The organism is uncultured Cohaesibacter sp., from assembly GCF_963556055.3.
GTDB lineage: Bacteria > Pseudomonadota > Alphaproteobacteria > Rhizobiales > Cohaesibacteraceae > Cohaesibacter.
The window spans coordinates 23,886-50,403 of sequence record NZ_CAUVYE020000014.1; the positions used below are offsets into that span (position 1 = coordinate 23,886).

The window sequence follows — 26,518 nt, forward strand, 5'->3', positions numbered from 1 at the left end:
ATGATCAATCGCAAACTGACCGGTGAAAAACCGAAAATGACGCTGCCGGCAGGCGCAATCGACACCCAGATGCATATGTATCTGCCGGGGTTTCCTGCCATGCCCGGCGGCCCCGGTCTGCCACTCGATCCTCTGCCCGATGATGACGCCTATCGCAGCCTCATGCAGTGGATCGGGATAGACAGGGTTGTTATCACTCAAGGTAACGCTCATCAGAAAGACAACGCCAACCTTGTTGCCTGCCTAAAGGAAATGGGACCAAACGTGTCGCGTGGCGTGGCAGTTATCTCCGGGCAGACCCCTGCCGCCGAACTCAAGACCCTTGCCGATGCCGGCGTGACCGCGGCCAGAATCATGGACCTGCCGGGTGGAGCAATAGGCCTTGACGCTCTGGAAGAGGTTGATGCCATCTGTCTCGACATGGGCTGGGCCATGGCCGTTCAGTTTAACGGCAGCGATCTCTCCACCCACTATGACCGTCTTGCCGCCTTGCGATCCAACTGGATCCTCGATCATCACGGCAAGTTTTTCAGGGGTCTCCTGCCCGAAGATCCCGAAGTCACACTTGTCAGGAAGCTGATCGACAAAGGCAATTGCTATTACAAATTTGCTGGTTGCTACGAAAGCTCGCTCAAGGGAGGCCCGGATTATGCAGATATCGCCGCAATTGCCCGGGTGATTGCAAGCCACGCCCCGGAGCGTCTGATCTGGGGAACCAACTGGCCGCACAATATGGCTCAGAAAGAAGAGGACTATCCCGACGATGCTCTCTTGCTCGACACGGTTCTGGGCTGGCTGCCCGATGAGCAGAGCTTGCAACTGGCTCTCGTGGACAATCCCGAACGTCTGTTCGCCTTCGAACCATGGGATCAGGCAAGATAACAGAGCGGGTGGCAAGTCAGACAGCTTGCCACTCTTGCCGCAAGTTCAGTCAAGAGGCCTGGCGACGAACGCATCGATCCCATCTTAGACCCTCAAGAAGAGATGCGCCGTTCAAAAGCCTCTTGGCTGCTTCCTCCGGAACAGGCCAAAGGAAAATGTGCATTGCTCATTGCGCCGTAAGCACAGGCCGATGCTCAAGGGTCTGTTCCGCCTATGAACAAGACAGCAAGACAGTATTACAGCTTGTTTCTTCAGGGCTTGTTCGACCATGGCAGAGATGTCAAAGCGTCTTGCGGCGCGTCGATCATCGGCACATAGATCTTGATATCAAGCAGCGGCGTGCCATCGATGCAGTCAAGTCCACTGACCGTGAGTTTCGTGCCATCAATGGCAAGGATTTCAACGGCGCTCAGGGCAATCGGATTGGGTCGGTGCGGAGACCGGGTTGTAAACACACCATATAGTTTGTCGGCATTGGGCGGGGTTGTTTGCAGTTTTGTTCTGTCCGCCTTGTCGAACCAGTAGAGGACGGCTATGTGGCGCCCCACTTCCAGACCAAGAAAGGCATCAGCATAGGCGGGGTCGACTTCTATGATGCTTTGGTTCTTGTTGAACCGACTATTGCGAGGGCACTCTTCCCGGCTTTTGAAGCCAGTCCAGATCTTGCCAATCGGTTGCAGGGTGAATGGAGGAAGGTGATTTGACATGGTTTTCTTCCTTTCTCGAAATCAATGGATCGCATCATGGCCTCACTCTGCCACAATGGATTGCCTGACGGGAGACGCGATGTCTGATGGTTTGGGAACGACGACGGGGGCTCCATCAATGAAGTGAATGCTGACCGGGATGTCATAGGTTGCTTCGATCAACTCGGCAGAAATCTCACGGACGTCGCCGCGCGCCAGAACCCGCCTGTCTTTCAGCAACAGAAACTCATCGGCGAAGCGAAGAGCGGTGTTGAGGTCATGCATGGTTACCACGGTGGCTGTCTGGCGCTCCTTCACGACAGAACACAAGAGAGACAAGAGTTCGAACTGATTGCGCATATCAAGAGCGCTGGTCGGTTCATCAAGCAGCAACAGACGTGGTTGTTGCACAAAGGCTCTGGCGATAGAGACCTTTTGCAACTCCCCTCCAGAAAGCTCGTCAAGATAACGCAGACTCAGCGCCTCAAGGCCCAGACGTGCAATGGTTTCCCCAACCATTGCCAGATCGCGGTCCTGCACACGCCATCCCATATGCGGCTTGCGCCCCATAAGCACCGCATCGAACACGGTCAAGCGGGCCGTTTGCGATTTCTGTGCCACATAGCCAACCTTTGCGGCGAGTTGTGGCGGTGTCAGGGAAAGCAGATTTTCGCAATCGAGCAGAACGCTTCCGCCTTTCGGTTTCTGAATTGCGTTAAGGCATTTGAGCAAGGTTGTCTTGCCCACGCCGTTGGGGCCGAGAATGACCAGAATGCGTCCGGGTTTGAGGTCAAAAGCGATATCGTTCAGAATGGCTCTGTTGCGATAGGCAAAATGGATGTCCTGAACGTCCAGCATCAGTGTCGTCCTCCGCGCAGAATGAGCCATAGGAATACAGGAACGCCAAGAAAGGACGTCAAAACAGAAACCGGCAGAACATTGGGTGCCAGCACCAGACGTGCCGCCGTATCGGCAACCAGCAACAAAAGCGCACCGCCAATCAGGCTGGCAGGCAGAAGAAAGCGATGGTCGGCACCAATGACCCTGCGCACCATGTGAGGCACCACGAGCCCGACAAAACCGATGATCCCGAGAAAAGAGATTGACACGGCGGTTAGCAGGGAGGCCGCAAACATGCTGATGAGGCGCAGGCGCTCTACTCTTACCCCGAGCCCCTGAGCGGTTTCATCTCCGGCGTCGATCGCATTGTAGTTCCAGCATTGGGCAGCAAAATAAATCGAAATCGGCACGGTGACAGCCGCAATCAGGCCGATATCGCGCCAGGTTGCCCGGGCCGTGTCGCCAAAGGTCCAGAAGACCATGGCGGCCAATTGCACATCATCTGCGAAGAATTGCAAAAACATCGTGCCTGCCGTGAAAAGAGAGCCGAGGGCAACCCCTGTCAGCACCATGATTTCTGGAGAGGCTCCGCGTACACGGGCGATCAGAACAATCATGGCAGCGGCAAGAAGACTGAAGCCGAAGGCGGAAAGCGTGACGGCCACCGGATTATAGACGGCGACCGTGCCTCCCTCCGCCGAGGGGATCTCCATGGCTCCCACAGCCATGACGCTCAAAGCAGCACCAAAGGCCGCAGCATGAGAGATGCCGAGTGTGAAGGGAGAGCCAAGAGGGTTGCGCAGGACCGACTGCATGGCAGTCCCCGAGACAGCAAGCCCGGCACCCGCAAGCATGGCAGCCACAGCCTGTGGCAAACGAATGCTCCAGACAATGATGTCGCTCCGGCGCGGGGCGTCTGCTCCGGTCAGGGACAACACCACGTCCTTGACCGGGATTGAGGCCGCCCCCAGCGAGAGGGCGGCAATCAATGCAGGCACAAGAGCCAACAACAAAAGTGCAATAACCACTGTCTTGCGACGGATATAAAGCGCATAGCCACCCAAGTCGGTATCACAAGTCTTCAGCATCATTGCACTGGCACTCGACGGAAAACCAGTTCGTTGAAAATGGAATTCATTTCGTTGAAGACTGGTTTGCCGAACAGGAAGCTGTATATTTCATCGGCTTTTGATGCAGGATCAATATCCTCGAAACTGTCTGGATAGACCAGTTTACCGATGAAATAGGCATCCGCAAGAATGGAGCCATAATTCTTGGTATAGAGCGCATAAGGCAGCACGCCCCAGACCTGCCCCTTTTCTCTGGCAGAGAGAATTTGATAGGCGGGATCATTCTTCAATTCAGCTTGTCCACCTGCATCAGGACCAAGTTGTAGGGTTGCCAGATCCAGCAAAATGATATCCGGGTCCCATTCAAGCAGTTTTTCCTTTGCGATGGTGGTGGCATGGCCCCCGCTTGCTTCTGTCTTTGATGCCGCAAAATTTTGAAGCCCCAATGCAGAAAATGGCGCATAGGCCGGATCCGTGGATGCAAGCCCGCGAGATCCCCGATAGGAGATGCCTCCGACAAAGATGCTTGGTGCCTGTTGCTTGGATGCCGAGGCGCGTGTTTCAAGATCGATCCTTGTTTCCTTGAAAAAGGCGATCAGTTCGGCTGCTCTCTCTTTGCGGTCCAGCGCTTCTCCCATGATTTCCAGCGCCTGATAGAACTGGTCACGTCGACTGTCAAGATCTCCATATTGTATGGCGATTACGGGAATCTGCGTTTTCTGTTCGAGCGTTTCCGGCTTCAGTCCTGAAGACCCAACGGCCTTGAAAATGACTTGCGGGGCAGGATCAAGAGCCATGATCAGTTCCGGATTGTCCCGTCCCAGATGCTGCCCGAACAGGGGCAGGTTCTTGTATCCGGGGTTGGCCAGCGCATAGGGGCGAGAGTCAAAGGGGGACTTGCGTTTTTCCATTCCGTCTACCCCGACAACACGATCTTCGACGCCAAGATAGGAGAGGAGCCGCAAGCACCCCGCTCCGGAACAGATGACGTGATCAACCGTGTCTGGGATATCATGCGCTACGCCCAGGGCATCGTTCACAACACGAGCCGAGGCAGGAAGACTGAAAGAAGCAAGTGCCAAAGCTGTGGCAAATAGAAATCGAATTTTCATGACTTGTCCATTTTCAAGGAATGGGGAGAAGAATTCACACAGATCCCGAGGTTGCCTGCAAGGAAGGGACACCGGACGCCACCGTCGCCTCCCATGGCAGCAGGCAGACCCAAAAAGATTGCGGTCTGAAAAAGGGAATACATAAAAAGACCTTCCTCCGGAGCACCCCGCCCAGATCTGAATGAGTGACATGCCGGCAGGTCTCCTGGCTTGCAGGTCAATATGCTTTTCCACCTTCCCGGCATAAAGCCAGTGGCAAAACAGAAAGGCATTCTCTGCTTACAGTTGCGGGGGCAGCTCCGGATTCACAACAAGGCACGAACCTTGCCACTCACCGGATTCCCTTTTCATTCCTTTTGGAAACCGACACCCAACTTCTCGTGTAATTACCGTGGCCTGTCAATTGACAGATCAGCGCAGCTGAGCATTTTCTGGCCTGAGTGATCGTGTCACATCAACCCGGAAGCGGCGCAACTTTGGCGATCGTGTCCAATGGCTTCCGTATCGCACTATCCTGTGAGGGACCGCGCAAGAGAGCGTCTTTTCACAGAATCGCTTCTCTGTTCCTATTGTGCGAATGAGCACGGCGCTTTGCCGCGCCAGCCAGATCGGGACAACGATTTCGGCTCTGCGATTCCTTCTCATGGAGGCGTCCGGATGTCAGGACGGGCTGAAAATCCCCAATGTCTCCAAGCTCATAATGGGCTCGAAACACCGGCTTTAGCCCACAAGACAGGGTGCTGGACCTGTCACGGGCGAAAAAAGGCTTGACTAAATGATTTCTATTATAGATATTTCAATTATAGAAATTGGAGGAAAGCATGATTTTGGAGGATGCCACAGGTCCACGAGGCCTCAAGACAGTGACGCTTGAGGCTGGTCTTGTTGTCGTCGGGGGAGGCCTGTCAGGAACATGCGCTGCCATAGCGGCAGCCAGAGAGGGCGTGAAGGTGCTTCTGGTACAGGATCGTCCGGTTTTGGGTGGTAATGCCTCGAGCGAAGTCCGGCTCTGGATTCTGGGAGCAACGTCCCATGGCGGTAACAACAACCGGTGGGCCCGTGAAGGTGGCATCATCAATGAAATCCTCATGGAAAACCAGTTCCGCAATTCAGGTGGCAATCCGGTTATCGTTGATACCATCATTCAGGATTGGGTGGCCCGTGAGAGCAATATCACCGTCTTGGTCAATACCGTCGTGTTTCACGCCGAGATGGACGGCAACCGCGTAAAAGAAGTCCATGCCTTCAATTCACAAAATGGCACGATGTACCATCTGCGCGGCAGCTATTTTGCCGATTCAAGCGGCGATGGCATTCTCGTACATCTCACAGGCGCGGCCTATCGCATGGGGGCTGAAGAGGCATCCGAGTTTGATGAACCCATGGCTCCGGGGGATGACTATGGGGCTTTGCTGGGCCATTCACTCTATTTCTACTCCAAGGATGTCGGCCATCCGGTCGATTATGTTGCACCGGACTTTGCCTTGCGCGATGTCGAGAAGCTGATCCCCCGCTACAGAAACTTTGTCGCTTCCGAGCAGGGCTGCTCGCTCTGGTGGATCGAATGGGGTGGACGGCTGGATACCATTCACCAGTCCGAAGAGATCAAGGCAGAACTGCAAAAGGTCGTCTATGGCGTCTGGGACTATATCAAGAATTCCGGCAACTTCCCCGAAAGTGCCAATCTGACGCTGGAATGGGTTGGCACCATTCCCGGCAAGCGCGAAAGCCGTCGCGCCGAAGGGGACTATATCATGCGGCAGCGCGACATCATCGAGCAAATCGAGCATGAGGACAATGTCAGCCACGGTGGCTGGTCCATCGACCTGCACCCGGCAGATGGTGTCTTCAGTCAACGAGGTGGCTGCAATCAATATCATGCCAAGGGCGCCTACGGCATTCCTTTCCGCAGCATGTATAGCCGCAACATCGACAATCTCTTCACCAACGGGCGATTGCTCTCGGCTTCGCATGTGGCCTTTGGCTCAACGCGCGTAATGGCCACCTCCTCGGCTGTTGGTCAGGCCATAGGCACCGCAGCCAGCCTTTGCATCAAACAACAGATCACGCCACGAGCACTTGCGGATTCGCAGCATATCGGACGTCTGAAATCCCGCCTGTCGGCCAACGGTCATTTCGTGCCGAACTATGATGCCCTTAAGGATGACAATCTTGCGCGGAGTGCGAGCCTTGTAACCTCAAGCGAATTGGCCCTTGTGAGTTTGCCGCATGATGCAGGCTGGAAGCCTCTGGTTGCCGACTATGCGCAATTGCTACCCGGTCCTCTGGATCATGTTATCAGGGTGCCTGTTCTGGCTGATGTTGATACGGAACTGAGCGTCGAGTTGCGCCTGTCGCAGAAGGCAAGCAACCATACACCCGAAGCGCTTGTGAGCAGCCATCGCTTTGCGCTCTCGAAAGGTGAAAACCATATTGATATTCCGCTCACCACCAAAGGCAAGGCGCAATATCTGTTTGTCTGTTTTCTCAAGAATGAGCATGTCTCTGTCGGCCAGAGCAATGCCCTGCTGACAGGGCTCGTCCTCGTCAAGAAGGGGGGACTGAAACAGGTCAGCACTCAAGCCCGGCAGGAAGCTCCGGATGGCATGGGCGTTGACAGTTTTGATTTCTGGGTGCCTGAACGACGCCCCAAAGGCAAACTTATCGCCTTTGCCTCGGACAAGCATCAGCCGCTTCATGTCTTTGCCAAGGAGAACCTGCTCAACGGCCCCTTGCGCCCGACCTCAGGCCCCAATGCCTGGATTGCCTCACGGGAAGACAAGGACGCAACCCTTGCGCTGGAATGGCCAACCCCCGTGAAGGCCCGAACGCTGTTTCTCTATGCCGATTGTGATTACGATCACCCGCTTGAGAGCGTTCAATATCACCATCACGACCGCGTCATGCCGCATCTGGTGCATGAAGGCGAAATTCTTGCCGATGGAGAGGTCATCGCACGTTTCGCCGACAATCGACACGCGGTTCTGCGCGTCAGTCTGCCAGATGACCGTCCGGTTCAGCGGCTAGAGGCGCATTTACGTAACAATCAAGGCCAACCGGTTGCCCTGCTCGGTTTGCGGGTAGAGTAATCCAATCCAACAAACTCTCGGGAGGAGTATTGGGAGATGAAAAAGACAAACTTCACCAAGCTTGCTGCAACGGCTGTTCTGTCAGTTCTGGCTACTGGAGCATTCTCTGCTGTGGCGTCAGCCGCTGATGAGGTGACCTTCCTGAACTGGGTCACGGCAGAACCAAGCAATGCCGCCATCGTACAAGGGCTGATCGACCAGACTGGCGTCAAGGTCGATGTGCTGTCCAGTTCATGGGGTGACATGCAGAAGAATGTTTTCCTGCGCGTGCGGACCAAACAGGACCTTGATGTCTTCCAAAGCTCGGCCAAATGGCTGCCGACCTTTGCGCAATTGCCAAGTCTGGTAGATTTCAACGAACTATACGGCAAGGACTATCTGGAAAGCATGTTCCCGGCTGCCGTTCTGGCTGCGGGGCAGTTCAAGGGCAAACAGTTCGGGATGCCATGGAACATTGGCTCCATAAGCCTTGTCTCCAACAAGGCCGTTTTGTCTGCCGCAGGTGTCGAGGCATCACCCAAAACGCTGGATGAATTTGTCGCCGACCTCAAAAAGGTCAAGGCTGCGGATCCAGAGAGCACGCCTTATGCCATGATGACCAAGGATAACAACCTGATCTCCAGCGACTTCCAGCTCTGGCTCTGGGCGCATGGCGGTTCCATTTTTGATGAAAATGACACTCTGACCATCAATTCCGACGCCACCGTGGCAACGTTGAATTTCATGAAAGGCCTCATTGACGACAAGCTCGCATCGCTCGACACAGACCGCGGCGCAGCAAGACGCCAATTCGGTCAGGGCAAGACAGCTTTCTATTTTGATGCTCCGGTTGCCAAGGGCTTTGCCCGCGATTTCTCTGGTCAGGGCGAAGCCTATGACGTCAATGTCTATCCGATCGAGACTCCGGTTCTCAAGGAAGGCATGACACCGCATTCAATGGAATGGGGTCACCTGCTGATCATGCTGAAAACCGACAAGGCCAAGGTCGACGGAGCCTTTTCCAAGGACAGTCTTGCCGCCAAATTCGTCTCGGGCCTCACCATGAATGACGCGGTTCAGCTTGAATATTTTGCCAAGCTCGGTGCCATTCCTGTCACCAAAACCGCTCGATCCGCTGAAGCCGTGACCAGCAACCAGTTCATCGTCGACTGGAACAACTCTCTGGGCTTGCCAAAACGCAACGAATTGTCTCCACTCAAAAACAGCTCCAACTATGTGGCCATAGTGAGCGAAGAGGTGCAGTCGGTCATTCTGGGCAAAAAGGACGCCAAAGCAGCTGCTGCTGACATGGAACAGCGTATCAAGCGGATCATGAAATAGGCTTGGTGAGACAGGGAGGATCCATGGACATGGTTTCAGACAACAAGGCAAAGACTGACAGCACAAGGGGCCTGCCATCCGGCAGCAACCCCGGTCAGTCTTCTGGCAGAAAAAGGGGCAGCCTGAAGCGGACGGACAGGCTTTTCGCCTATGTCATTCTGGTGCCTGCCATGATCGCCTTCGGAGTGATGGTCGCCTATCCCTTCATCGACGCCATGTCCATGGCCTTCTACCAGTATACGATCTATGACGTGGAGCCGACCTTCATCGGCTTCGACAATTTCGTCACCATTCTCACCGATCCTTACGTGCTCGGGTCATGGGTGACAACAGCAATCTTCGTGGTCGGTACAACGCTGCTGACCATGATTCTCGGGCTCTGCTGGGCGCTGCTGATGTATCAGGATTTTCGCGGGCGCGGTGTCTTGCGCACCATGACCTTGCTGCCGTGGATCCTGCCGTCAACCGTCTCTGCCTTCATCTGGGCGTGGATGCTCAATGGCAAATACGGCATCGTCAATGTCATGCTCTTGAGCATGGGAATCATAAGCGATCCGGTGCAGTTTCTCTCCAATGATGTGGGGGCGATGATGGCGGTCATCCTCACCCGTTCATGGATTTCCATCCCGCTGTTCATGTCTTTCTTCCTGGCAGGATTGCAAGGCATGGACTTTCAGCAGATCGAAGCGGCCCGCATTGTGGGGGCCTCCAATTTTACAATTGTCCGTCGATTGATCTTGCCACATCTGAAGCCGGTTTTTCTGGTCACCGGTGCGCTTGGCATGATCGGCAACCTGCAACAGTTTGACATCATCTATGCCCTGACTGGCGGCGGCCCGGTCCGCGCCACTTCGGTGCTGTCGATTGAAGTGTTTCGGCAGGCCTTCGAGAACTGGGATCTGGGCATGGCCAGCGCCATCGGCGTGCTCTGGGTGTTCACCCTGATGCCCATCGTTGTCTACTATCTACGCAGCCTGTTCAAGGAGGACTGAGCCATGTTTGAACTGCGTACATGGAAAGAAAAACTCGGCTTTTCCGCCCTGCTTGTCCTGATTGCCTTCTTCCTGTTCTTCCCCGTCTATTGGGCGCTGATCAGCGCCTTCAAGGACAATGGCGAGCTTTACAGTCTGCAACCGACCTTGTTTCCAGCCCATCCCTATCTTGGCCATTTTGTAACGGCCATCATGGAAGGAAACATCCTGCTCCAGTTGGGCAATTCGCTGATCACGTCCAGCTCTTCGGCGCTGCTCAACGCCATTCTGGCAGCCCTCGCAGGCTATTCCTTCGCCAAGTTCGATTATCCGGTCAAAAAGCCGCTGATGCTGCTCATCCTGTCCGCGCAGATGTTTCCTTTTGGCGTGCTTCTGATTTCCATCTATCCGATGTTGCAAGCTGTGGGATTGCTTGATACCCGCCTTGGCCTTACGGTTTCCTATATCGTCTTTGCCCTGCCGGTCTCGACCTATATGATGTATAGCTACTTCAAGCAGGTGCCAAATGAACTGATAGAAGCCGCCAGAGTGGATGGTGCCAGCAATTTCAGGATTTTCCGCCGCATCGTGATGCCGATTTCCCTGCCTGCCTTCATCACGGTAACGCTTTACGCTTTCATGTGGTCCTGGAATGATCTGCTCTATTCCATGACGCTGGTGACCTCTGAAGAAAACAGAACCATTGGACCGGGCCTGTTGCTCCGATATATCAATGAGAATAACGCCGACTGGGGTGGAGCAATGGCAGCTTCCTTCCTTGCCGCAGCGCCGGTCGTGCTGGTCTTTGCCATCCTGCAAAAACAGTTTATCGGTGGTGTCACATCGGGCGCAGTGAAATAACCAAGGGGATATCATGTCGTCTCAACCCAATCAAAGTCTCATCGACGGAATCCGCTGCTTTCAGGAACTGACCATCGCCGGACGGCCGCTTGGCAACAAGGAATTGTCGGAGAAACTCGACCTCAATATCATCAAGGTCAACCGTCTGCTACGCACATTGAAAAGCATTGGCATGGCCGAGCAGAATGCCCAGAAGAAATATATGCCCGGTCCTGTGGTCCATGTGCTGGCGGCTCAGAGCTTTCATTCCTCCTCCCTGTTCCGCGCAGCGACCAAGGTGGCGATCAACACGCCCTTCGATGACAGGACACTGGCAATCGGTATCCTCTGGCAGGATTCCGTTGTCTACATGTATCACGCCCTTGCCCATCAGGATCCGGCAGATGGTCTTGGTGGTTATCATCTCTATCCGTCGTCACAATCGTCGATCGGCATGGCTCTGCTGGCCGAGATGGACGATGCAGAGCTGGCCCAGACCATCGATCATTGGCAGGCAGAGCAAAAGGCCGCGATGTTTGCTGCCGTCTCAGACGTCCGCGCCAAGGGCTACGCCACTTGTGTTGGGCCAAACGGAAAGGTCAACAATATTGCCAGCACCTTCTTTGTTGGCGGCGCCAAGGCAGCCATCGCCTTCACCGACTTCGAGGTGGAAGCCGACGAGCTGGACGAGCGCGTGGCCGAGCTCAAGAAGCTGGTGGCGAAAATTGAAAATCATGATCAATAAATGGGAGGAACTCCGTGGCTGACGTAAAGCTGGAGACGGTGGTTAAGCGCTTTGGTACCGTCGAGACAATTCATGGTGTCGATCTGGACATCAAGAATGGAGAATTCATCGTCTTTGTCGGCCCGTCAGGATGCGGCAAGTCGACCTTGTTGCGGCTCATTGCCGGGCTTGAAGAGGTCACTGAAGGCGACATCTTCATTGATGGCGACTGCGTGACCGATGCCAAGTCCAGTGCCAGGGGCATTGCCATGGTGTTCCAGTCCTATGCCCTGTATCCGCATATGACCGTCTATGAAAATATGAGCTTCGGACTTGAAGTGGCAGGCAAGAGCAAGGATTTCATCGAAGAACGCGTCAATGCTGCGGCGGACATTCTCAAGCTGAATGAGTTGCTGGATCGCAAACCGCGTCAGCTTTCGGGCGGTCAGCGCCAGCGCGTGGCAATCGGGCGCACGATTGTTCGCCAGCCCAAGGTTTTCCTGTTTGACGAGCCTCTTTCCAATCTGGATGCCGAATTGCGCGTCCAGATGCGCATTGAGATTTCCCGTCTGCACGAAAAGCTCGGCAACACCATGATTTACGTGACCCACGATCAGGTCGAAGCCATGACCATGGCCGACAAGATTGTCGTGTTGCGGGATGGTTCTGTGGAACAGATCGGCACGCCGATGTCGCTTTATCACACGCCGGCCAACAAGTTCGTTGCTGGCTTCATCGGGTCGCCCAAAATGAATTTCCTGCCCGTTACCATCAAGGCGCTGGACGATCAGGCCATTACACTGACGCTCCCGGGCAGCGAGGAAATGACGCTGGCAGTTGAAACCGATGGGCTGAAGCCGGGACAAAAGCTGGAATTGGGCATCCGGCCCGAGCATCTGACGACGGGACGTTCGGGCGATATTTCGCTTTCTTTCCCCGCAGAAGTGGTCGAGGAACTGGGTGGCACGACCTATGTCTACGGCACGCTCAATGGGCAAAACCTGATTGCCGAGCTGGATGGAGATGCCAGAATTCATAAAGGCGACATGGAAGAGTTCAGCTTCAACAAAGCTCGAGCCCATCTTTTCACGGAAGATCAACGGGCGATCACGATCAGGGAAAAACGTTTGCCATCATATTGACATAAAAAAGGATGTCCGAGCCTGGAGGCTTCTCCGCAACAGACAGGATCATTCCATGTCCCTCTTGCAGCGAGCCTTCAGGCCCCAAACCTCCAAACCTCGGTTCCACATCGTTGAAGCAGCAATGCGCAGTCCGATTTTTGCGCTGACTTTTCACATTGCTTTGAGCTGAAATGCATGGCTTATCCGATGGCTGCCCGGCTCGAGGGACAGCCTGAAGCCCGGTATACGGGTGCGCGGAGAGGCCATGTTGGAATTGATACGCAAGCTGTCAAGCGGCGTTCGGGCAAGAGCATCATTGGCGCGTATGATAGACAGCGCATTGGTGCCTTTCATCATCACCGCCTGCTCATCAAACTGGAGCCGAACCGCCTCTTCATACCACTGGTCAACGGCGAAACCTGTCTCGACAACTTCCGCAGACTGGGCCAGTTCAAAGCAGTGGGTGCGGGTGAAGCATCCATCGTCACCGGCCTGAATGAGGGTTGTCACCTCTTGAGAGCCAGAGGTCCAACGCACCTCCAACTCCGCCTCGCGCACCTTCACATCAAGATTGCGCTGCCGCATCTGCCAGTTGGCTCCCTCATCGAAACTGAGGGCAAGGATATTGTCTCCGAAAATCCCGACATGGGCATATTGCAGGCTCATCACGTCGAACCCGCAGAGTGTGGAGTAGGCGAACTTGTTGTATTTGTCCATTTGCAGCCATGTGTGGATCGGCGCAGCAAAATGGGTGATGGCGTGCCCGTCGGTGCGCTGAAGCAGGCTGTCGGCATGGGGCATGGCACAGATCTTCTTGCGTTCGGGCAGGGGCTTCTCTTCGGCCTGCCAGAAATCGCTGTCTTCATCCAGCGCCAGTGGCATGAAAGCCTTCATGGCCCAATAGGGCGAGGTTGGTGAATTGTAGAATTCGCAGACATGCAGGTTCGGATAGGCATAGCCGCGCGACAACACGCCATCGGGACGGAAAATCGGTCGGTTGCACCATTGCCGGATCTGGCGCGCCCACAGCCCCTTGATGACCCCGGCCTCCATCGGGCGCAGGCCGGAGGCGGCCAACATGCCCCAATAGGCGGAGGTTGCAAAGCGATAGGTGAGGGACCGCCCCTGTATCATGCTCTCGCCATTGTCGGCGAACCAGTGACTGAAGGGTTCGGCAAAGGCAGCGGCACGCTCTTCGAACAGGCAGGCGAAGGGATCGTCCTGTCCGCGCTTCAGCATGGCATAGAGCATGCCATAAAAATGCATGGCAAAACCGCCATAATGATCCACGGCGCCCGAGCCACCATCCCCATACCAGCCATCGCCGCGATACCAGTCGGCAAGCTGTTGCAGATGGGATTTTTCCAGTTTATCGTCAACGAGATCGGCACGCCCGACCTTTCTCAGCCCTTCCTGCACCAGCACCGTGAAGAATTTCCAATTGTTGGCCGATACCTCTCGCTGTTGCAATCCGGCGAGCCAATGGGCCAGATTGTCCTTTTCCTGTTCACCCAGCGGTGCCCAGCCTTGTTCGGGCAACAAAGCCAACAGAAACCCGATAGCTGCCATTTCCACGGCCCGTTGGTCCACTTCGCCCACCGGTCCCCATCGGTTTGGATGGTCCGGGCTCGTTCCTTCCACAAGAGCGCGCCGGAAGAGATCCCAATGCTTAAAGGAACCACCACCAAGGGCAAGTGGCACCAGCCCCCAGAAGGGTCGGGCCACGCCTTCGAGATAGCTGGCGCGCATGTCGAAATTCGCCGCGCCTTCTTCCAGATCCAGCGCGGCGCCGTCACGCTCAAGGAAAGGCACCAGCGGCTCGACGAGTGAGCGGGCCGCCTTTTGAAAGTCTGCACGGGACTGCATTGGATTGTCGGAAAAGCCGGTAAGCAGAAGGGACATGGTTTTACGCTCGCAGGGAATGGAATTCGAAAAGGAGGCAATCAGGTTCATCGGAACCAAGTTTGGATGCCCGTTCCCTGAAGGAGAGGAACGGGCATTTTAACATCTGTCCCAACAGAATTTCCGGGGCAGACGAAGGATATCTATTCAGCTGCGCCTAGACACCAAACAGCCTTGGCAGCGCCAGCGAAAGCGCAGGAACGAAGGTAATCAGAAGCAGACCCGCGATCTGGACAAGGAAGATCGGCAAAAGGGGCTTGATGACCTTGGTTATCTTTTCGCCCGATATGCTACAGGAGACGAACAGCACCGTGCCCACCGGCGGCGTGACGACACCCATCGACAGGTTATAGACCATGATCACCCCGAAATGGACCGGATCGACCCCGAGCGCTGTGACCACCGGATAGAAGATCGGCGTAAAGATCAGCTGCGCCGGTGCCATGTCCATGAACACCCCGACAATCAGCAGCGAGATATTGATCAGCAGCAGGATGACATATTTGTTGTCGCTGAGGCCGGTCAGCATCTCCCCGATGGTATCGGGAATGGAGGCGAAGGTCATGCTCCAGCTCATCAGATTGGAACAGGCGATGAGGAACAGGATGATACCGGTGGCCGATGCCGTATTGAGCAGCACACGATAGAGGCTTTTGGGCGTCAGTTTGCGATAGACGAGCGCCAGAATGATCGAGTAGAGAACAGCGATGCCGGAGCCTTCGGTTGCCGTGAAGATACCGAAGATGATACCACCGATCACCACCACCACCAGCATCAGGCTGGGAGCGGCCCGCAGGAAGGTTGCCATCATCTCGCTCATGCGGAACGGGCTTTTATCGACCGCATACTTGCGACGGCGGGCATAGACATAGGCGACCACCATCACGCTGAGGCCCATGATGATGCCCGGCACATAACCAGCCAGGAACAGGGCCACGATGGAGGCGCTGCCGCCGGTGATCAGTGAATAGACGATCAGCGCACCGGATGGCGGGATCAGCATGCCGCAGGGGGCAGATGCCGCATTGACCGCTGTGGTGATCGACATGTCATATTTTTCTTCGCGCGCAATGGGCGAGACAATGCCGCCAATGGCCGTGGCCGCCGCGATGCCGGACCCCGAAAGCGAGCCGAACAGCATGTTGGCCAGCGTGTTGGTCTGCCACAGACTGCCCGGAATGCGTCGCCCGATCAGCATGGCAAAATCGATGAGGCGGCGGGCGATCCCGGCCTCGTTCATGATGTTGCCTGCCAGCACGAAGAAGGGCAGGGCCAGAAAGCCGAAACTGTCAAGCCCGCTGAACAGTTTCTCGCCCGTGGTCGAGAAAAGCGAGCCCATGTCGATCTGAAGGCTGAGCGTCAGAATGCCCGAGAAGGCAAGACCGATGGCAACCGGCGCGCCGAGGATAAGCAGCAGGAACAGGGTTCCGAACAGAACCAGCGTGGAGAACAGCTCCAGATGGTCATCGACCCAACCGATATAGAGATCGCTGCCGCGGAACAGTTCCACACCATAGATGATTGCCGCCAGAACCAAGGCGATGACGATGACGTCGACATATCGGTCTGCACGGTGGCGGACAATGTCGGCCAGCACCACGACTTGTGACAGACAAATCAGCAGCCCAGCGATGAACAGAACGCTCTGTAGGGTTCCGATCGAGATATGCAGCATCGGTGTTGTCGTGGCAGCATTGGCATACATGGAATTGTAGCCACCCCAGGCCAACAGGGCTCCGAACAGAAGGCTGAGCAGGGCGTTGAAGAGCTTCAGCCGGCCTGCATTGCGGTCCTCAAGCGCATCCACCAGCAAAGGCAGATTGAGATGTTGGTTGAGCATGAAGCAATAGGCAGAGCCGACAACTCCGAGCCAGATCAGGGAGTAACGCAGCATTTCCTCGGACAGGCTGCTTGGTGCATTGAAGAAATAGCGCGCAATGACCTGATAGGAAATGAGTATAGCCATAATGCCGAGCAGAATAGCCAAAAAGAAGCCAACGCCCTTGACGAGAGCCTGGTAGGCACGCTTGGCCGGATTAAGAGGAAAGGGGGCCTGAATTTGGCCGGAAGCTGGGCTCGGAACGGTAGCCGGAGCCTTCTCGCTGTTCGTCTGCATGTGAATTTCCCTGCGTAAGCAGGGACGGTTCCCATACCCTGCTCTGACCTGCATTGGACAGAACGGTCGCCTGTGGCATCAACCGCAGGCGACCGAATGAAAGGACTATTCGAAGGTGCGGCCTTCGATTGAGAAGATTGCGTTCAAAAGCGCTGCCTTCGCCGGGTCTTTCATGGCTTCCTTATACATCGGTTCGACCGATTTCATCAGAGGTGCCTTGTCAACATCCACGACCTTGACACCGAGACTGTCAATGGCCTTCTGCAGGTCGCGCGCTTCGCTCTCGTCAGCCCATGCAACAGACTTTTCAGAAATTCCGGCAAAGACCTCATTGACGATCTTGAGATCGTCCGGGGAGACGGATTCCTGGAATTTCAGGCTGGTGAGAACGAAATCGGTAAGGCGGGTCTGTTCGGTCTTGAGGGCATATTTGGCCACTTCACCGAACTTGGCCGACCACAAACCGGCGAGGCCGCCTTCAGCTCCGTCAACAACCCCTTGCTGCATGGCGGAATAAAGCTCACCAAAGGAAATCGGGGTTGGTACGGCACCGAAATTTTTCAGCATTTCGATGTAGGTTTCACTGCTCATGGTGCGCAGCTTTTTGCCCTTGATGTCATCAACCGAGGCAATCGGCTTGGTCATGTAAAGCGAGCGGAAGCCGCTGGACATATAGCCGAGCGGTGCAAAATTGTGTTTGGCAGCTTCTTCAAACAGTGCCTTGCGCACACCTTCATCTGCCATCACGCTGGCATATTCTTCGGATGTGCGGAAGATATAGGGCAGGTTGACCACGCCATAGGCCGGAATGACATTCTCAAGGGCCGCACTGTTGACCAGCCCCAAATCGACAACGCCCTTCTGGATTTGCTGGAAATAGTCCATTTGGCCGCCAAGCACGCTATTGGCGAAGATTTTGATCTTCACGCGACCATCTGTTTTTTCCTCCACCGTCTTGGCGAAGTCGGCAATCATTTCACCGGCTGTGCTCTTTTCCTGAACGTTGGTAGCCATCTTGAAGGTCTTGGCATAGGCCCCCGTGGACATGACGGCCAGCACACAGGCCAGACCGAGGATTTTTCGCGAAAGTTTCATTGTTTCCTTCCCTGATTTTCTACAACTCCCTGGCGGCGGACTGTGTCTTCTGGCTGCGGTCACTGCGCCTCTTGCTCGAGAGCCTAGTGAAATCCTGAGGGTATCTCTAGAGGATACAGCAGTTTTGTCCACCACATCTGCCCATGAGGCTGCAAATGAACAAGCAGGAGCCCTGGCAGATGCCCCGTAGCCTACGCTTATCCAGATCGAAACGTCAACTAAAAATTTATCTATTGACGAAATTTTCTTTTTTTACGAAAATGGCGATCAAATAAATCTGGAGGTTCTTACGATGAATGATGTTGCGGATTCGTATTTCGCACAGGAACAACATGTGCCGAGAGAGGAAAGGCTCGAACAAGTGCTTTTGCGCTGCGTGGCCCGTCTGCGTGAGCAGATGCCGATCCATGGCTTGCGCAATCCCAAGATCGGGACAACGGGTAATCGCTGGATTTATTGCGATGGACCCGACTGGGTGATGAGCTTCCTTTCGGGACAATATTGGCTGGCCTATCAACTGACCGGCGATGTCGCTTTCCGCAATGCCGTGCAAGCCAGACGCCCGGACTTCCGGAAGATTCTGGAGCATTACCGGTATCGGGACCACGATCTGGGTTTCCAGTTCTCGTTGCACTCGGTTGCCGACTGGCAATTGACCGGCGACAGGGAGGCGCGCGAAATGGGGCTGAAGGCTGCTTTTGCACTGCTCAACCGGTTTCGCCCGGAAGGAAACTATATTCAGGCCTGGTCGCCAACCGGACCCCATGATCGCGCCAAGGCCGCCTTTGCCAATGGCCGCATTATCGCTGACACCATGCAGAATCTTGGCCTTCTCTACTGGGCAACGCGGGAAACCGGTATTGGCGAATATGAGGAAGTGGCCGAAGCCCACGCAGCGACCAGCGCCAGTACGCTGGTTCGCGCCGATGACACCTCTTTCCACACCTATCTGTTTGATCCCTCGACCGGAGAACCCTTGCGCGGCGAAACCCATCAGGGGTTCGCGGATCAGTCCTGTTGGGCGCGCGGGCAGGCCTGGCTGATGCACGGCTTTACCCAATGTTATGTGAATGGAGGCAATCGCGCCCATCTGGATGTCGCCCGACGTCTCTGCGCCAAGGCAGAAGCCATGATCGGTGACGCCATCGTTCCTGTGTGGGATTTCAACCTTCCCGACTCGTCCGAACCCTATATCGACAGTTCCGCAGCGGCGGTCATGGCGTCCGGTCTCTTGTTGCTGTCCCGTCAGGATATTGACCCTCAAGAGGCCCAGCGCTGGCGCGCCCTTGCCATTCGGCTGTTGAATGGTCTGGTCGAGCAGTGCGACCTCACGCGTGACCCGCAAGCACAGGGTTTATTGGCCCATGGTGCCGCCCATGTTCCCGCAGGTCGCTGCGATGCCATGTTGCCCTATGGGGACTATTATTTCATGGAAGCCCTGATGCGGGCACAGGGGCACGAGAGATTCTTCTGGTAATTTCAGTTATGTCTTCCTATAACGGATAGCGAAAATTTCGCGTATTTTCGCAAATCACATATATAGAGGACAAACCGGATGGACAGAAGAAGCGAAGGAGCGCCAACACTCAAGGATGTTGCGGCCGCTGCGGGCCTGTCCATCGCGGCCGTTTCCAAGGTGTTCAACAATCGTGAAGGCGTCAGCGCCGCCAACCGGGCGCTGGTCACCAAGATAGCCGAGGAAATGGGCTATGCCGGCATCAGTGGCAGGGCGGCCGCAAACAGCCACCTGCAACGTGCCGTCATTGCCACCCTCGACAAATATGTGACCAATGACGCCTTCTACGGACAGATCATCGAATCCGTCCTCGAATTCTCTCGCAGCGAAAATATCGAAATCAACCTGTCCATTGTCTCGTCGCAAGATCTTGAACAGGCCGATTTTCGCCATCTTCTCAAGACCCCGTCGGATGGCATTTTCCTTGTCGGGCTCGACGGTCCGGCAGTGGTCAATGCGGTGCGCTCGATCGGCTGCCCGGCGGTGCTGGTCAATGGCATGGACAGTCGCATGGAGCTGTCCAGCGTCTCCCCCGACAATTACTTCGGCGGTCGCGATGTGACCCGACGCCTTCTGGAACTGGGGCATCGCGAAATCGTTCATATCACTCATCCTCACAGGGAATCCCTGATGCGGCGTCTCATGGGTTTCCGCGAGGCGATGGAAGGAGCAGGCATCCCCTTTTCCTTTGAGCAGAATATTTTCGATGTGGGTGACCCCGACATGCTCAGTCTGTCCTGTCACGACAAGGTCGCGGCGTTTCTGCGCAAACGATCACCGCTTCCCACCGCTTTCTTCTGCGCCAACGACATGGTGGCGCTGGGTGTCCTCAGGGCCATCGAGAATGTCGGCCTCAAGGTTCCTCAGGATATATCTGTCATCGGCTTTGATGGGCTGGCCGTTGGAGCGCACGCCTCACCGCCGATCAGCACCATGGCAATCGACGGGCGGGAAATGGCCTTCCATGCTGTCCAGATGCTTCTCGACATCGCGCGAAGCGAACGACAATGCGTCCGCCGCCTCAGCCTTGGTGTGCGCTATATCGAACGCGAGTCGACCAGGACTCTCGCGCCTGCGGAATGACCAGACTCGCGCGGACTGAACTTTGAGCAAATATGCAGATGGTCTTCATCCGTTGACACGGAGGCGTCTCAGAGGGGGGGCGTTTGGCCGAAACAGAAATTGCACTTTCTCCGGAGCCCGTCTGGCCTTGACATCTTGCTGCAAACAAAAGGGCGGCAAATATTAAAAGTTCCTATTGTTGTATTTCAAAATCGACCGGCTTTATTCTATTGTGAATGGGCACGAAAGCGAAATTGGGTTCGCTGTTATTACCATGTTGAAGTTTCAAATTATTGATAGGCAAGACCGGGCATTTGCTTTCTGACGGTTCAACATCAGAGGATCAGGGTGCCACTTGAGATTTTTATCAGAGTTTTTTGGAGGTCGGAATGCTCATGGAAGAAAACCGGAGCAACGGGGAAACCGAGCTTATAGGTCACAAGGATGAAGAGTTCCATCAGGAGCGTTTCATTCCCGTCACACGCTTTGCACTGGTTGAACATCTGAAGCGGTATGAAGAAAAAACAAACGCTGCCGACAAACAGGCCGATCGGGACATGGCGTCTTGTGCCGATCTTTTCCCGCTGATGGCCTTGTGGCGGCACTATTGTTATCAGCAGCAGCTTGAAAAGGTGCGGGGGCTTTATCTTCCTTTCAGCCCGGACCGTGACACCTTGCGCATGCTTCCCTACTCCGACGAGCAACTGTCAGAGATGAAGGATCAACTCATCGACCATATCTGTCATCTGCTCGAACGGGCAAATTATGTCAAAATCGATGAGGACAAGCTCGAAACCCTGCTTCAGGCCAATTCCGCCCACGGGCTGGAACTCAATGTGGATCTGTCCGAATTTGACGAGTTGCTGCTTTACTCGCGCGGCCATGAAACCACGATCATTGAAAAGCGGACGCCCAACAAGCTCTATCTGGTGAAAGAGCGGTTTGAAGTGCCTGTTTATCGGCGGATCTTCCTCCTGCTCAACATGAAAAGCGAAGAAACCCGGCTTCAGGAAATCATGCAGGAGAAGCATGTCGGCAAAGCGCGCGCCAAGAGGATTTTGCGACACAAGCGCAAGAATCTGCCCAAAGACAGCAACTTTGTGCATTTGCGCCTCTTCAAGAATATTCCGCAGGAAGATCTCGAAATGATGTTCCCCAATACCGAGGTGCGCCTGAAGCTGTTTGACAAGATCAAGCTCGGCGTGACCGCAGGTGGCGGCACTGTGGCGGGAGTCGGCAGCGCTGCGAGCAAATTGATGGCCGCGATTGCCGCAGCCAACCCGATTACGCTGGCCGCGACGATAACCGGGGTTATCGGATTGATCTCACGACAGGTCATGAAGGTGTTCAATACGCGCACCAAATATATGATGCAGCTTGCACAGCGTCTGTTTTTTCATGCTCTTGCAAACAACCGTGGGGCCCTGATGCTGCTGTCCGACAGGGCAGAAGAAGAGGATTTCAAGGAAGATATTCTTCTCTATTTCTTTTTGCTGCGCCATCCCTCACATCGTGAGGATCTGAAGGAGCATGGTCGGCTGGATCGCATCATCGAGGATTTCATCGCAAACGAATTTTCCGTTGACGTCAATTACGATCTTGAAGATGCGGTAGACCGACTTAAGCGGGATGGCATTGTCCGCGAGGACCAAGCCGGACTATTCACGGCGCTGGACCCGGAAGAGCTCAGGGAAATTCTAAAAAAAAAGTTGCTTGATCTGATTTCCGCGATCAGCGAGACACCTCAGGAAACGCTGGCAAGCATCGACGCATGAGTTTCTGGCATGCTTTTCGGGAAGCTTTGCTCCGAAGGTGTCGGCTCTGTCTGGCAAATGCACAGCGACAGGTGCCTGGGTCGCTTCTTTGTTCTGGCAAAAAAGGTATCAGTATATTGGTCGGCTTAAAATCGCCTCAATAGTCTGATATAAAAAGCGTGATAATTCAGAGGCATCAGAAACAATTTGAAATGGTTTGTCCTTGGATTTCACAAAGTTCGGGTGTGACGACCTATTTAGCATTGGGGAAATGACAATGAATATCAAACGTACAATGATCGTGGTTGCGATCGCATTGGGTTTGGGGGTTACTGGCCTGCCAATGAGTGGGTTCGGTGTCGCTTCCGGGTTGTATGGGGTTTCCAAAGCGAGTGCGCAGCCTCGTCCACGCTACTATCCACGTCGCCCGCCAAAACCGCGTTCAAACTCGAATGTTGGCGTCGGTCTTGCCGCCGGTGCGATTATTGGCCTGGCTGCTGGCGCAATTGCGGCCAGCGCAGCGCAGAAAAGGGCTTATCCGCAGGCACCAAACTGGTGCAATGTTCGGGCCTGCTCCCAGCGCTACAGAAGCTTCCGTGCCTATGACTGCACCTTCCAGCCATACAACGGACCACGTCGTTACTGCCGCTATTAGTCCTCGGTGAAAGACGCGCGGCTGAAAAGGCGCCCTGTCTTTGCCCGCAGCCTGTTTGACGAAAGCAAAAGCCACTGAGATGATCTTCGGACAATGGTGGCTTTTTCTGTCAACGTCTCTTGTAAGCCTGCTTGACAGGGGACATGGGCAAGGAGAAGGCTGTGAGGGATCCGGGCTTGTCAAATGACAAAGCGTGGTGACTGGCTTTCTTTGGGAAGACTTTAGACCTAAGCAAGAATACGTATTTTATCATATGGACCGGGCTGTTGAACCGTCTGGCGATACTGCATTATTGCATGTGAGCTATGCGCTCTGTCCGGCTTGTGTGAAAGCAACAATTTATTGGAACTATTAGAATTCTTCCAATTTTGATGGCGCCACGCCGAAATGATAACCTTACCAACAGGTCTGCGCTATATGAATAGGTCTTGGCCTAGACTTGCGTTAAGCGCGAGTGATATACGAAAGTTTATTTTCCCCAGCTTGACGAAAACGCCATGACCGCCCATTCCCCTTTGACCCAGCCGCTCGCCAAACTCACCAGTTTGACTTATGACGAGCTGGAAATCGGCCAGTCGGCCAGCATCACCCGACCGTTGACCCTGACGGACGTCAATCTGTTTGCCACAATGTCCGGCAATGTTGATCCGCTTCATTTTCCCGAAGGGGTGGACAATGCCATCTTTTCCCAGCCGGTCGGCCATGGAATGTGGGCCGGTTCCCTGTTCTCGGGTCTGTTGGGTACGCAACTGCCCGGCCCCGGCACGGTCTATCACAAGCAAAGTCTGAAATTCAAAGCGCCCATTCCTCTTGGGGCCATGGTGACCGCCACCATCACGGTGGAGAAAAAGAAAATCACGGGTAACGGGCAAAAGCTCGTTACGCTCGATTGTTGCCTGTGCGATCAGAAAGACAAAGTGCTGGTCAAGGGAACCGCTGTTGTTGTCCCGCCCAGCCAGCATCGTGACCAGGAAGGTCACGTGTTGCCCGAGTTGCAGTTCATAGCGCACGACCAGCTGGATATGCTGACGGCCAAGTGTGCCAGTTTGGCCCCTCTGCCAACAGCGATTGTGTTTCCTTGTGACAGCACGTCCCTGCAAGGGGCTTGCGATGGCGCAAGGCTCGGGTTGATCGATCCGGTTCTGGTCGGGCCTGAAGAACGTATCAGGGCACTGGCCGAGGAACATGGGCTCGACATATCCCCGTTCCGCCTTGTCGATGCGATGCATGAGAAGGACGCGGCAGCCAAGGGTGTTGCTCTGGCCAAGAAGGGCGAGGTCGGAGCCGTGATGAAAGGGTCGCTGCATACCGATGAATTGATGGGGGCCGTGGTCAAGCGCGATATCGGATTGCGCACCAAGAACCGGATCAGCCATGTATTCGTGATGTCCGTTCCGACCTATCCCAAACCTCTCCTGATCACCGATGCGGTGGTCAATATCACGCCCTCAGCCGACGACAAGGCCCACATTATCAACAACGCTGTCGGGCTTGCGAACGTATTGGGAGTGGAAACTCCGAAGGTTGCCATTCTCTCTGCCGTGGAACAGGTCAACCTGAAGATCGCCTCCACGGTTGATGCCGCCATTCTTTGCAAGATGGCGGATCGCGATCAGATCAAGGGGCGCGATTCTCGACGGTCCGCTGGCCTTTGACAATGCGATATCCAAGGGAAGCGGCAGTCACCAAGGGCATCAAGTCGGAGGTGGCCGGAGATCCCGATATCCTGCTGGCTCCCGATCTGGCTTCAGCGAACATGCTGGTCAAACAGCTATCCTTTTTGGCGCATGCGGACGCTGCGGGCATCGTTCTGGGGGCGGCTGTGCCGGTTATCCTCACCAGCAGGGCAGACAGCCTGCCTGCTCGCTTGGCCTCCTGTGCGCTGGCTGTGCTTTTGGCAAACAACAAATAAAGAAATCGGCTTATTCAGCCACTCAGTCTAATGGAAAGAACTGACACAATGACGGAAAGTAAAAAGAAAAAAGGGGCCTTGCTGGTTCTCAACAGCGGCTCTTCCAGCGTGAAATTCACGATCTTCAAAGTTGGCGGCGATACCGGAGAGAGCACACCGCTTTTCGGTGGGCAGCTTGACGGGATTGGCACTGCGGCCAAGCTCAAGGTGAAGACCGCGCAAAAGGAACTGATGGCCGATGAATCCTGGAAGCATCTTGATCAGGGCACCGTTCCGGCCATTCTGCCGCATCTGCTCGAATGGATCGAGAGCAAACTGCCTGAAGATCTGCCCCTGATCGGTGCGGGCCATCGTGTTGTCCATGGTGGGGAAAATTTCGACAAGCCGGTGATCGTTGAAGGCGATATCATCGAGCAGCTGTCCAACCTTGAGCATCTGGCTCCGCTGCATCAGCCGCAGAATGTGGCTGCGATCAAGACCCTGGCGACGAGCCGTCCCGAGCTGCCACAGGTCGCCTGTTTCGATACCGCTTTCCATCGCACCATTCCGGCGGTCAACAACACCTTTGCCATTCCAAAGGAATATACCGATGCGGGCGTGCGCCGTTATGGTTTCCACGGCCTGTCCTACGAATATATCGCCCACAATCTGCGCGAAAACAAACCGGATCTCGCAAAGGGTCGGGTTGTTGTTGCCCATCTTGGCAGCGGTGCCAGCATCTCGGCACTGCTCGATGGCAAAAGCGTTGACACCTCCATGGGCTTCTCTGCCCTTGACGGTATTCCTATGGGCACGCGTCCCGGCAGCATGGATCCCGGCGTTCTGATCTATCTGATCCGCGAATATGACATGAATGCCGATGATCTCGAAAAGCTGCTTTATTACAAATGCGGCCTGTTGGGCATTTCGGCCATTTCCAACGACATGCGCGACATCGAGGAAAATGAAGAGCCGGGTGCAAAACTGGCACTCGATATTTTCTGCAACCGCGTTGCCAAACAGATTGCGACCTTCGCAGTTTCGCTCCGTGGTCTTGATGCTCTGGTCTTTACTGCCGGGATTGGCGAAAACGGTCCGATCATCCGCGACAAGGTCTGTGCCGAGCTGAAATGGATGGGCATCGAGCTTGACGAAGGCAAGAACAACACCCGTGGTGAAGAAAAGATCTCGACCGAAAGCTCCATTCCGGTGCTTGTCATTCCGACCGATGAAGAATTCATGATTGCCCAGCATTCGGTGCGTCTGCTCAACGCATGATTTTTCTGGTCAATCCAGCAATTTTGAACCGGCTGCTGTTTTCAGGAGCCGGTTTTTTGTTATCAGGGATTTGCGTTGCCGCAAGGGCCAGCCGTTCTGCTCGCTTCGGGCCATGAAGCCCGCTCGGCTGTGAAAAGCCCTGTCGGGGTCTGTCAAGCCGCAGATCGGATCCCCATATCAACGGTTGGGGCGTTTGTCTCGCTCAGTGAAACAAAGAGATAACTTGTTCACTTGCCTTCATGCGTCCTAACGTGCGGGTGCAAACCCGCCACTTGTTTCTCAAGTGCCCGTCTTGATCAATTTGAAATGAATACCATTGGGGAGTTAACATGGCTGCAAAAAGCTTTCTTGGCGACATGCTGCAACGCATAGCAAATGCAGGACCGTTCCTGTCTGCCAAAAATGCAATGACTTATGAAGGGCTCATTTCTCTTTGCAAGGACCTGGTCGGGGACAAGGGGGAAGCCTCGGGTCTGAAAAACGCCGTCAAAATCCTGGATATCTACGAGACACTATCCAAGGAGGAAAAACACGACTTCTTCGTCGCGATTTCCGAGCAGTTCGATGTTAATCATGATGCGGTTGAAAAGG

General features: G+C 54.8%; 21 protein-coding genes, 1 pseudogene and 1 riboswitch. Of the genes and pseudogenes, 15 read left to right on the forward strand and 7 right to left on the reverse strand.

Annotated elements, in window-relative coordinates:
• Entirely contained in the window at positions 1-882 is an 882-nt protein-coding gene (locus tag ACHZB8_RS12620) for an amidohydrolase family protein (protein WP_316860821.1), read from the forward strand.
• Positions 883-1,133: 251 nt separating this feature from the next.
• Here the strand turns inward: ACHZB8_RS12620 and tsaA are convergent, their stop codons facing one another.
• From tsaA to ACHZB8_RS12640, 4 genes are read right to left on the reverse strand one after another with little or no spacing between them, the layout of a single operon-like run.
• A complete protein-coding gene (tsaA, locus tag ACHZB8_RS12625; RefSeq protein WP_316860822.1) occupies positions 1,134-1,589 on the reverse strand; it encodes a tRNA (N6-threonylcarbamoyladenosine(37)-N6)-methyltransferase TrmO in 456 nt (151 codons plus the stop codon).
• A gap of 42 nt (positions 1,590-1,631) precedes the next feature.
• Positions 1,632-2,426 (reverse strand): ABC transporter ATP-binding protein, encoded by a 795-nt coding sequence (locus ACHZB8_RS12630; RefSeq protein ID WP_316860824.1) that lies wholly within the window; start codon positions 2,424-2,426, stop codon positions 1,632-1,634.
• Positions 2,426-3,499 (reverse strand): iron ABC transporter permease, encoded by a 1,074-nt coding sequence (locus ACHZB8_RS12635; RefSeq protein WP_316860826.1) that lies wholly within the window; start codon positions 3,497-3,499, stop codon positions 2,426-2,428. Before ACHZB8_RS12635 ends, ACHZB8_RS12630 begins: the two co-directional genes overlap by 1 nt.
• Positions 3,496-4,590, reverse strand: coding sequence for an ABC transporter substrate-binding protein (locus ACHZB8_RS12640; protein ID WP_316860827.1), 1,095 nt, complete (start codon positions 4,588-4,590; stop codon positions 3,496-3,498). Before ACHZB8_RS12640 ends, ACHZB8_RS12635 begins: the two co-directional genes overlap by 4 nt.
• Before the next feature lie 177 nt (positions 4,591-4,767).
• Positions 4,768-4,973, reverse strand: a riboswitch (cobalamin riboswitch).
• 438 nt (positions 4,974-5,411) lie between these two features.
• On the opposite strand from ACHZB8_RS12640, the gene ACHZB8_RS12645 reads away from it, so the two are divergent.
• Genes ACHZB8_RS12645 through ACHZB8_RS12670 form a run of 6 tightly spaced genes read left to right on the forward strand, consistent with a single transcriptional unit; the run spans position 5,412 to position 12,676 of the window.
• Positions 5,412-7,679, forward strand: coding sequence for an FAD-dependent oxidoreductase (locus ACHZB8_RS12645; protein ID WP_316860828.1), 2,268 nt, complete (start codon positions 5,412-5,414; stop codon positions 7,677-7,679).
• 36 nt (positions 7,680-7,715) lie between these two features.
• Positions 7,716-8,999, forward strand: coding sequence for an ABC transporter substrate-binding protein (locus tag ACHZB8_RS12650; RefSeq protein WP_316860831.1), 1,284 nt, complete (start codon positions 7,716-7,718; stop codon positions 8,997-8,999).
• Between the two features lie 23 nt (positions 9,000-9,022).
• Positions 9,023-9,991 carry a sugar ABC transporter permease gene (locus ACHZB8_RS12655; protein WP_316860833.1) on the forward strand — a complete coding sequence of 323 codons (969 nt, stop codon included), beginning with the start codon at positions 9,023-9,025 and terminating at the stop codon, positions 9,989-9,991.
• Positions 9,992-9,994: 3 nt separating this feature from the next.
• The gene (locus ACHZB8_RS12660; RefSeq protein ID WP_316860835.1) at positions 9,995-10,831 is read left to right on the forward strand and encodes a carbohydrate ABC transporter permease; all 837 of its coding nucleotides are present in this window, start codon (positions 9,995-9,997) and stop codon (positions 10,829-10,831) included.
• A gap of 13 nt (positions 10,832-10,844) precedes the next feature.
• Complete coding sequence (locus tag ACHZB8_RS12665) at positions 10,845-11,555, forward strand: hypothetical protein (RefSeq protein ID WP_316860836.1); 711 nt, start codon at positions 10,845-10,847, stop codon at positions 11,553-11,555.
• 14 nt (positions 11,556-11,569) lie between these two features.
• Complete coding sequence (locus ACHZB8_RS12670) at positions 11,570-12,676, forward strand: sn-glycerol-3-phosphate ABC transporter ATP-binding protein UgpC (protein WP_316860838.1); 1,107 nt, start codon at positions 11,570-11,572, stop codon at positions 12,674-12,676.
• A 153-nt stretch (positions 12,677-12,829) separates the two neighbouring features.
• On the opposite strand, the gene ACHZB8_RS12675 is transcribed toward ACHZB8_RS12670, so the two are convergent.
• From ACHZB8_RS12675 to dctP, 3 genes are all read right to left on the reverse strand, one after another.
• Positions 12,830-14,560 carry a DUF2264 domain-containing protein gene (locus ACHZB8_RS12675; RefSeq protein WP_316860839.1) on the reverse strand — a complete coding sequence of 577 codons (1,731 nt, stop codon included), beginning with the start codon at positions 14,558-14,560 and terminating at the stop codon, positions 12,830-12,832.
• Between the two features lie 157 nt (positions 14,561-14,717).
• Positions 14,718-16,676 carry a TRAP transporter large permease subunit gene (locus tag ACHZB8_RS12680; protein WP_316860840.1) on the reverse strand — a complete coding sequence of 653 codons (1,959 nt, stop codon included), beginning with the start codon at positions 16,674-16,676 and terminating at the stop codon, positions 14,718-14,720.
• A gap of 105 nt (positions 16,677-16,781) precedes the next feature.
• Entirely contained in the window at positions 16,782-17,771 is a 990-nt protein-coding gene (gene dctP / locus ACHZB8_RS12685; protein WP_316860841.1) for a TRAP transporter substrate-binding protein DctP, read from the reverse strand.
• 292 nt (positions 17,772-18,063) lie between these two features.
• Here dctP and ACHZB8_RS12690 point away from each other — a divergent pair, with 292 nt between their 5' ends.
• The 8 genes and pseudogenes from ACHZB8_RS12690 to ACHZB8_RS12725 form a co-directional block, all read left to right on the forward strand.
• Complete coding sequence (locus ACHZB8_RS12690) at positions 18,064-19,248, forward strand: glycoside hydrolase family 88 protein (RefSeq protein WP_316860842.1); 1,185 nt, start codon at positions 18,064-18,066, stop codon at positions 19,246-19,248.
• A gap of 78 nt (positions 19,249-19,326) precedes the next feature.
• Positions 19,327-20,370 carry a LacI family DNA-binding transcriptional regulator gene (locus ACHZB8_RS12695; protein ID WP_316860844.1) on the forward strand — a complete coding sequence of 348 codons (1,044 nt, stop codon included), beginning with the start codon at positions 19,327-19,329 and terminating at the stop codon, positions 20,368-20,370.
• Positions 20,371-20,738: 368 nt separating this feature from the next.
• On the forward strand, positions 20,739-22,124 hold the full coding sequence (locus ACHZB8_RS12700) for a DUF3754 domain-containing protein (RefSeq protein WP_316860845.1): 1,386 nt from the start codon (positions 20,739-20,741) through the stop codon (positions 22,122-22,124).
• Positions 22,125-22,380: 256 nt separating this feature from the next.
• Complete coding sequence (locus tag ACHZB8_RS12705) at positions 22,381-22,758, forward strand: BA14K family protein (RefSeq protein WP_316860846.1); 378 nt, start codon at positions 22,381-22,383, stop codon at positions 22,756-22,758.
• A 497-nt stretch (positions 22,759-23,255) separates the two neighbouring features.
• Positions 23,256-24,413, forward strand: coding sequence for a bifunctional enoyl-CoA hydratase/phosphate acetyltransferase (locus ACHZB8_RS12710; RefSeq protein WP_316860847.1), 1,158 nt, complete (start codon positions 23,256-23,258; stop codon positions 24,411-24,413).
• A 2-nt stretch (positions 24,414-24,415) separates the two neighbouring features.
• Positions 24,416-24,670, forward strand: a complete 255-nt coding sequence (locus ACHZB8_RS12715; protein ID WP_316860848.1) for a phosphate acyltransferase — start codon at positions 24,416-24,418, stop codon at positions 24,668-24,670.
• A gap of 48 nt (positions 24,671-24,718) precedes the next feature.
• Positions 24,719-25,927, forward strand: a complete 1,209-nt coding sequence (locus ACHZB8_RS12720; RefSeq protein ID WP_316860850.1) for an acetate/propionate family kinase — start codon at positions 24,719-24,721, stop codon at positions 25,925-25,927.
• A gap of 329 nt (positions 25,928-26,256) precedes the next feature.
• Positions 26,257-26,518: pseudogene (locus ACHZB8_RS12725) on the forward strand (MCD, Malonyl-CoA decarboxylase MCD); the annotation flags it as partial.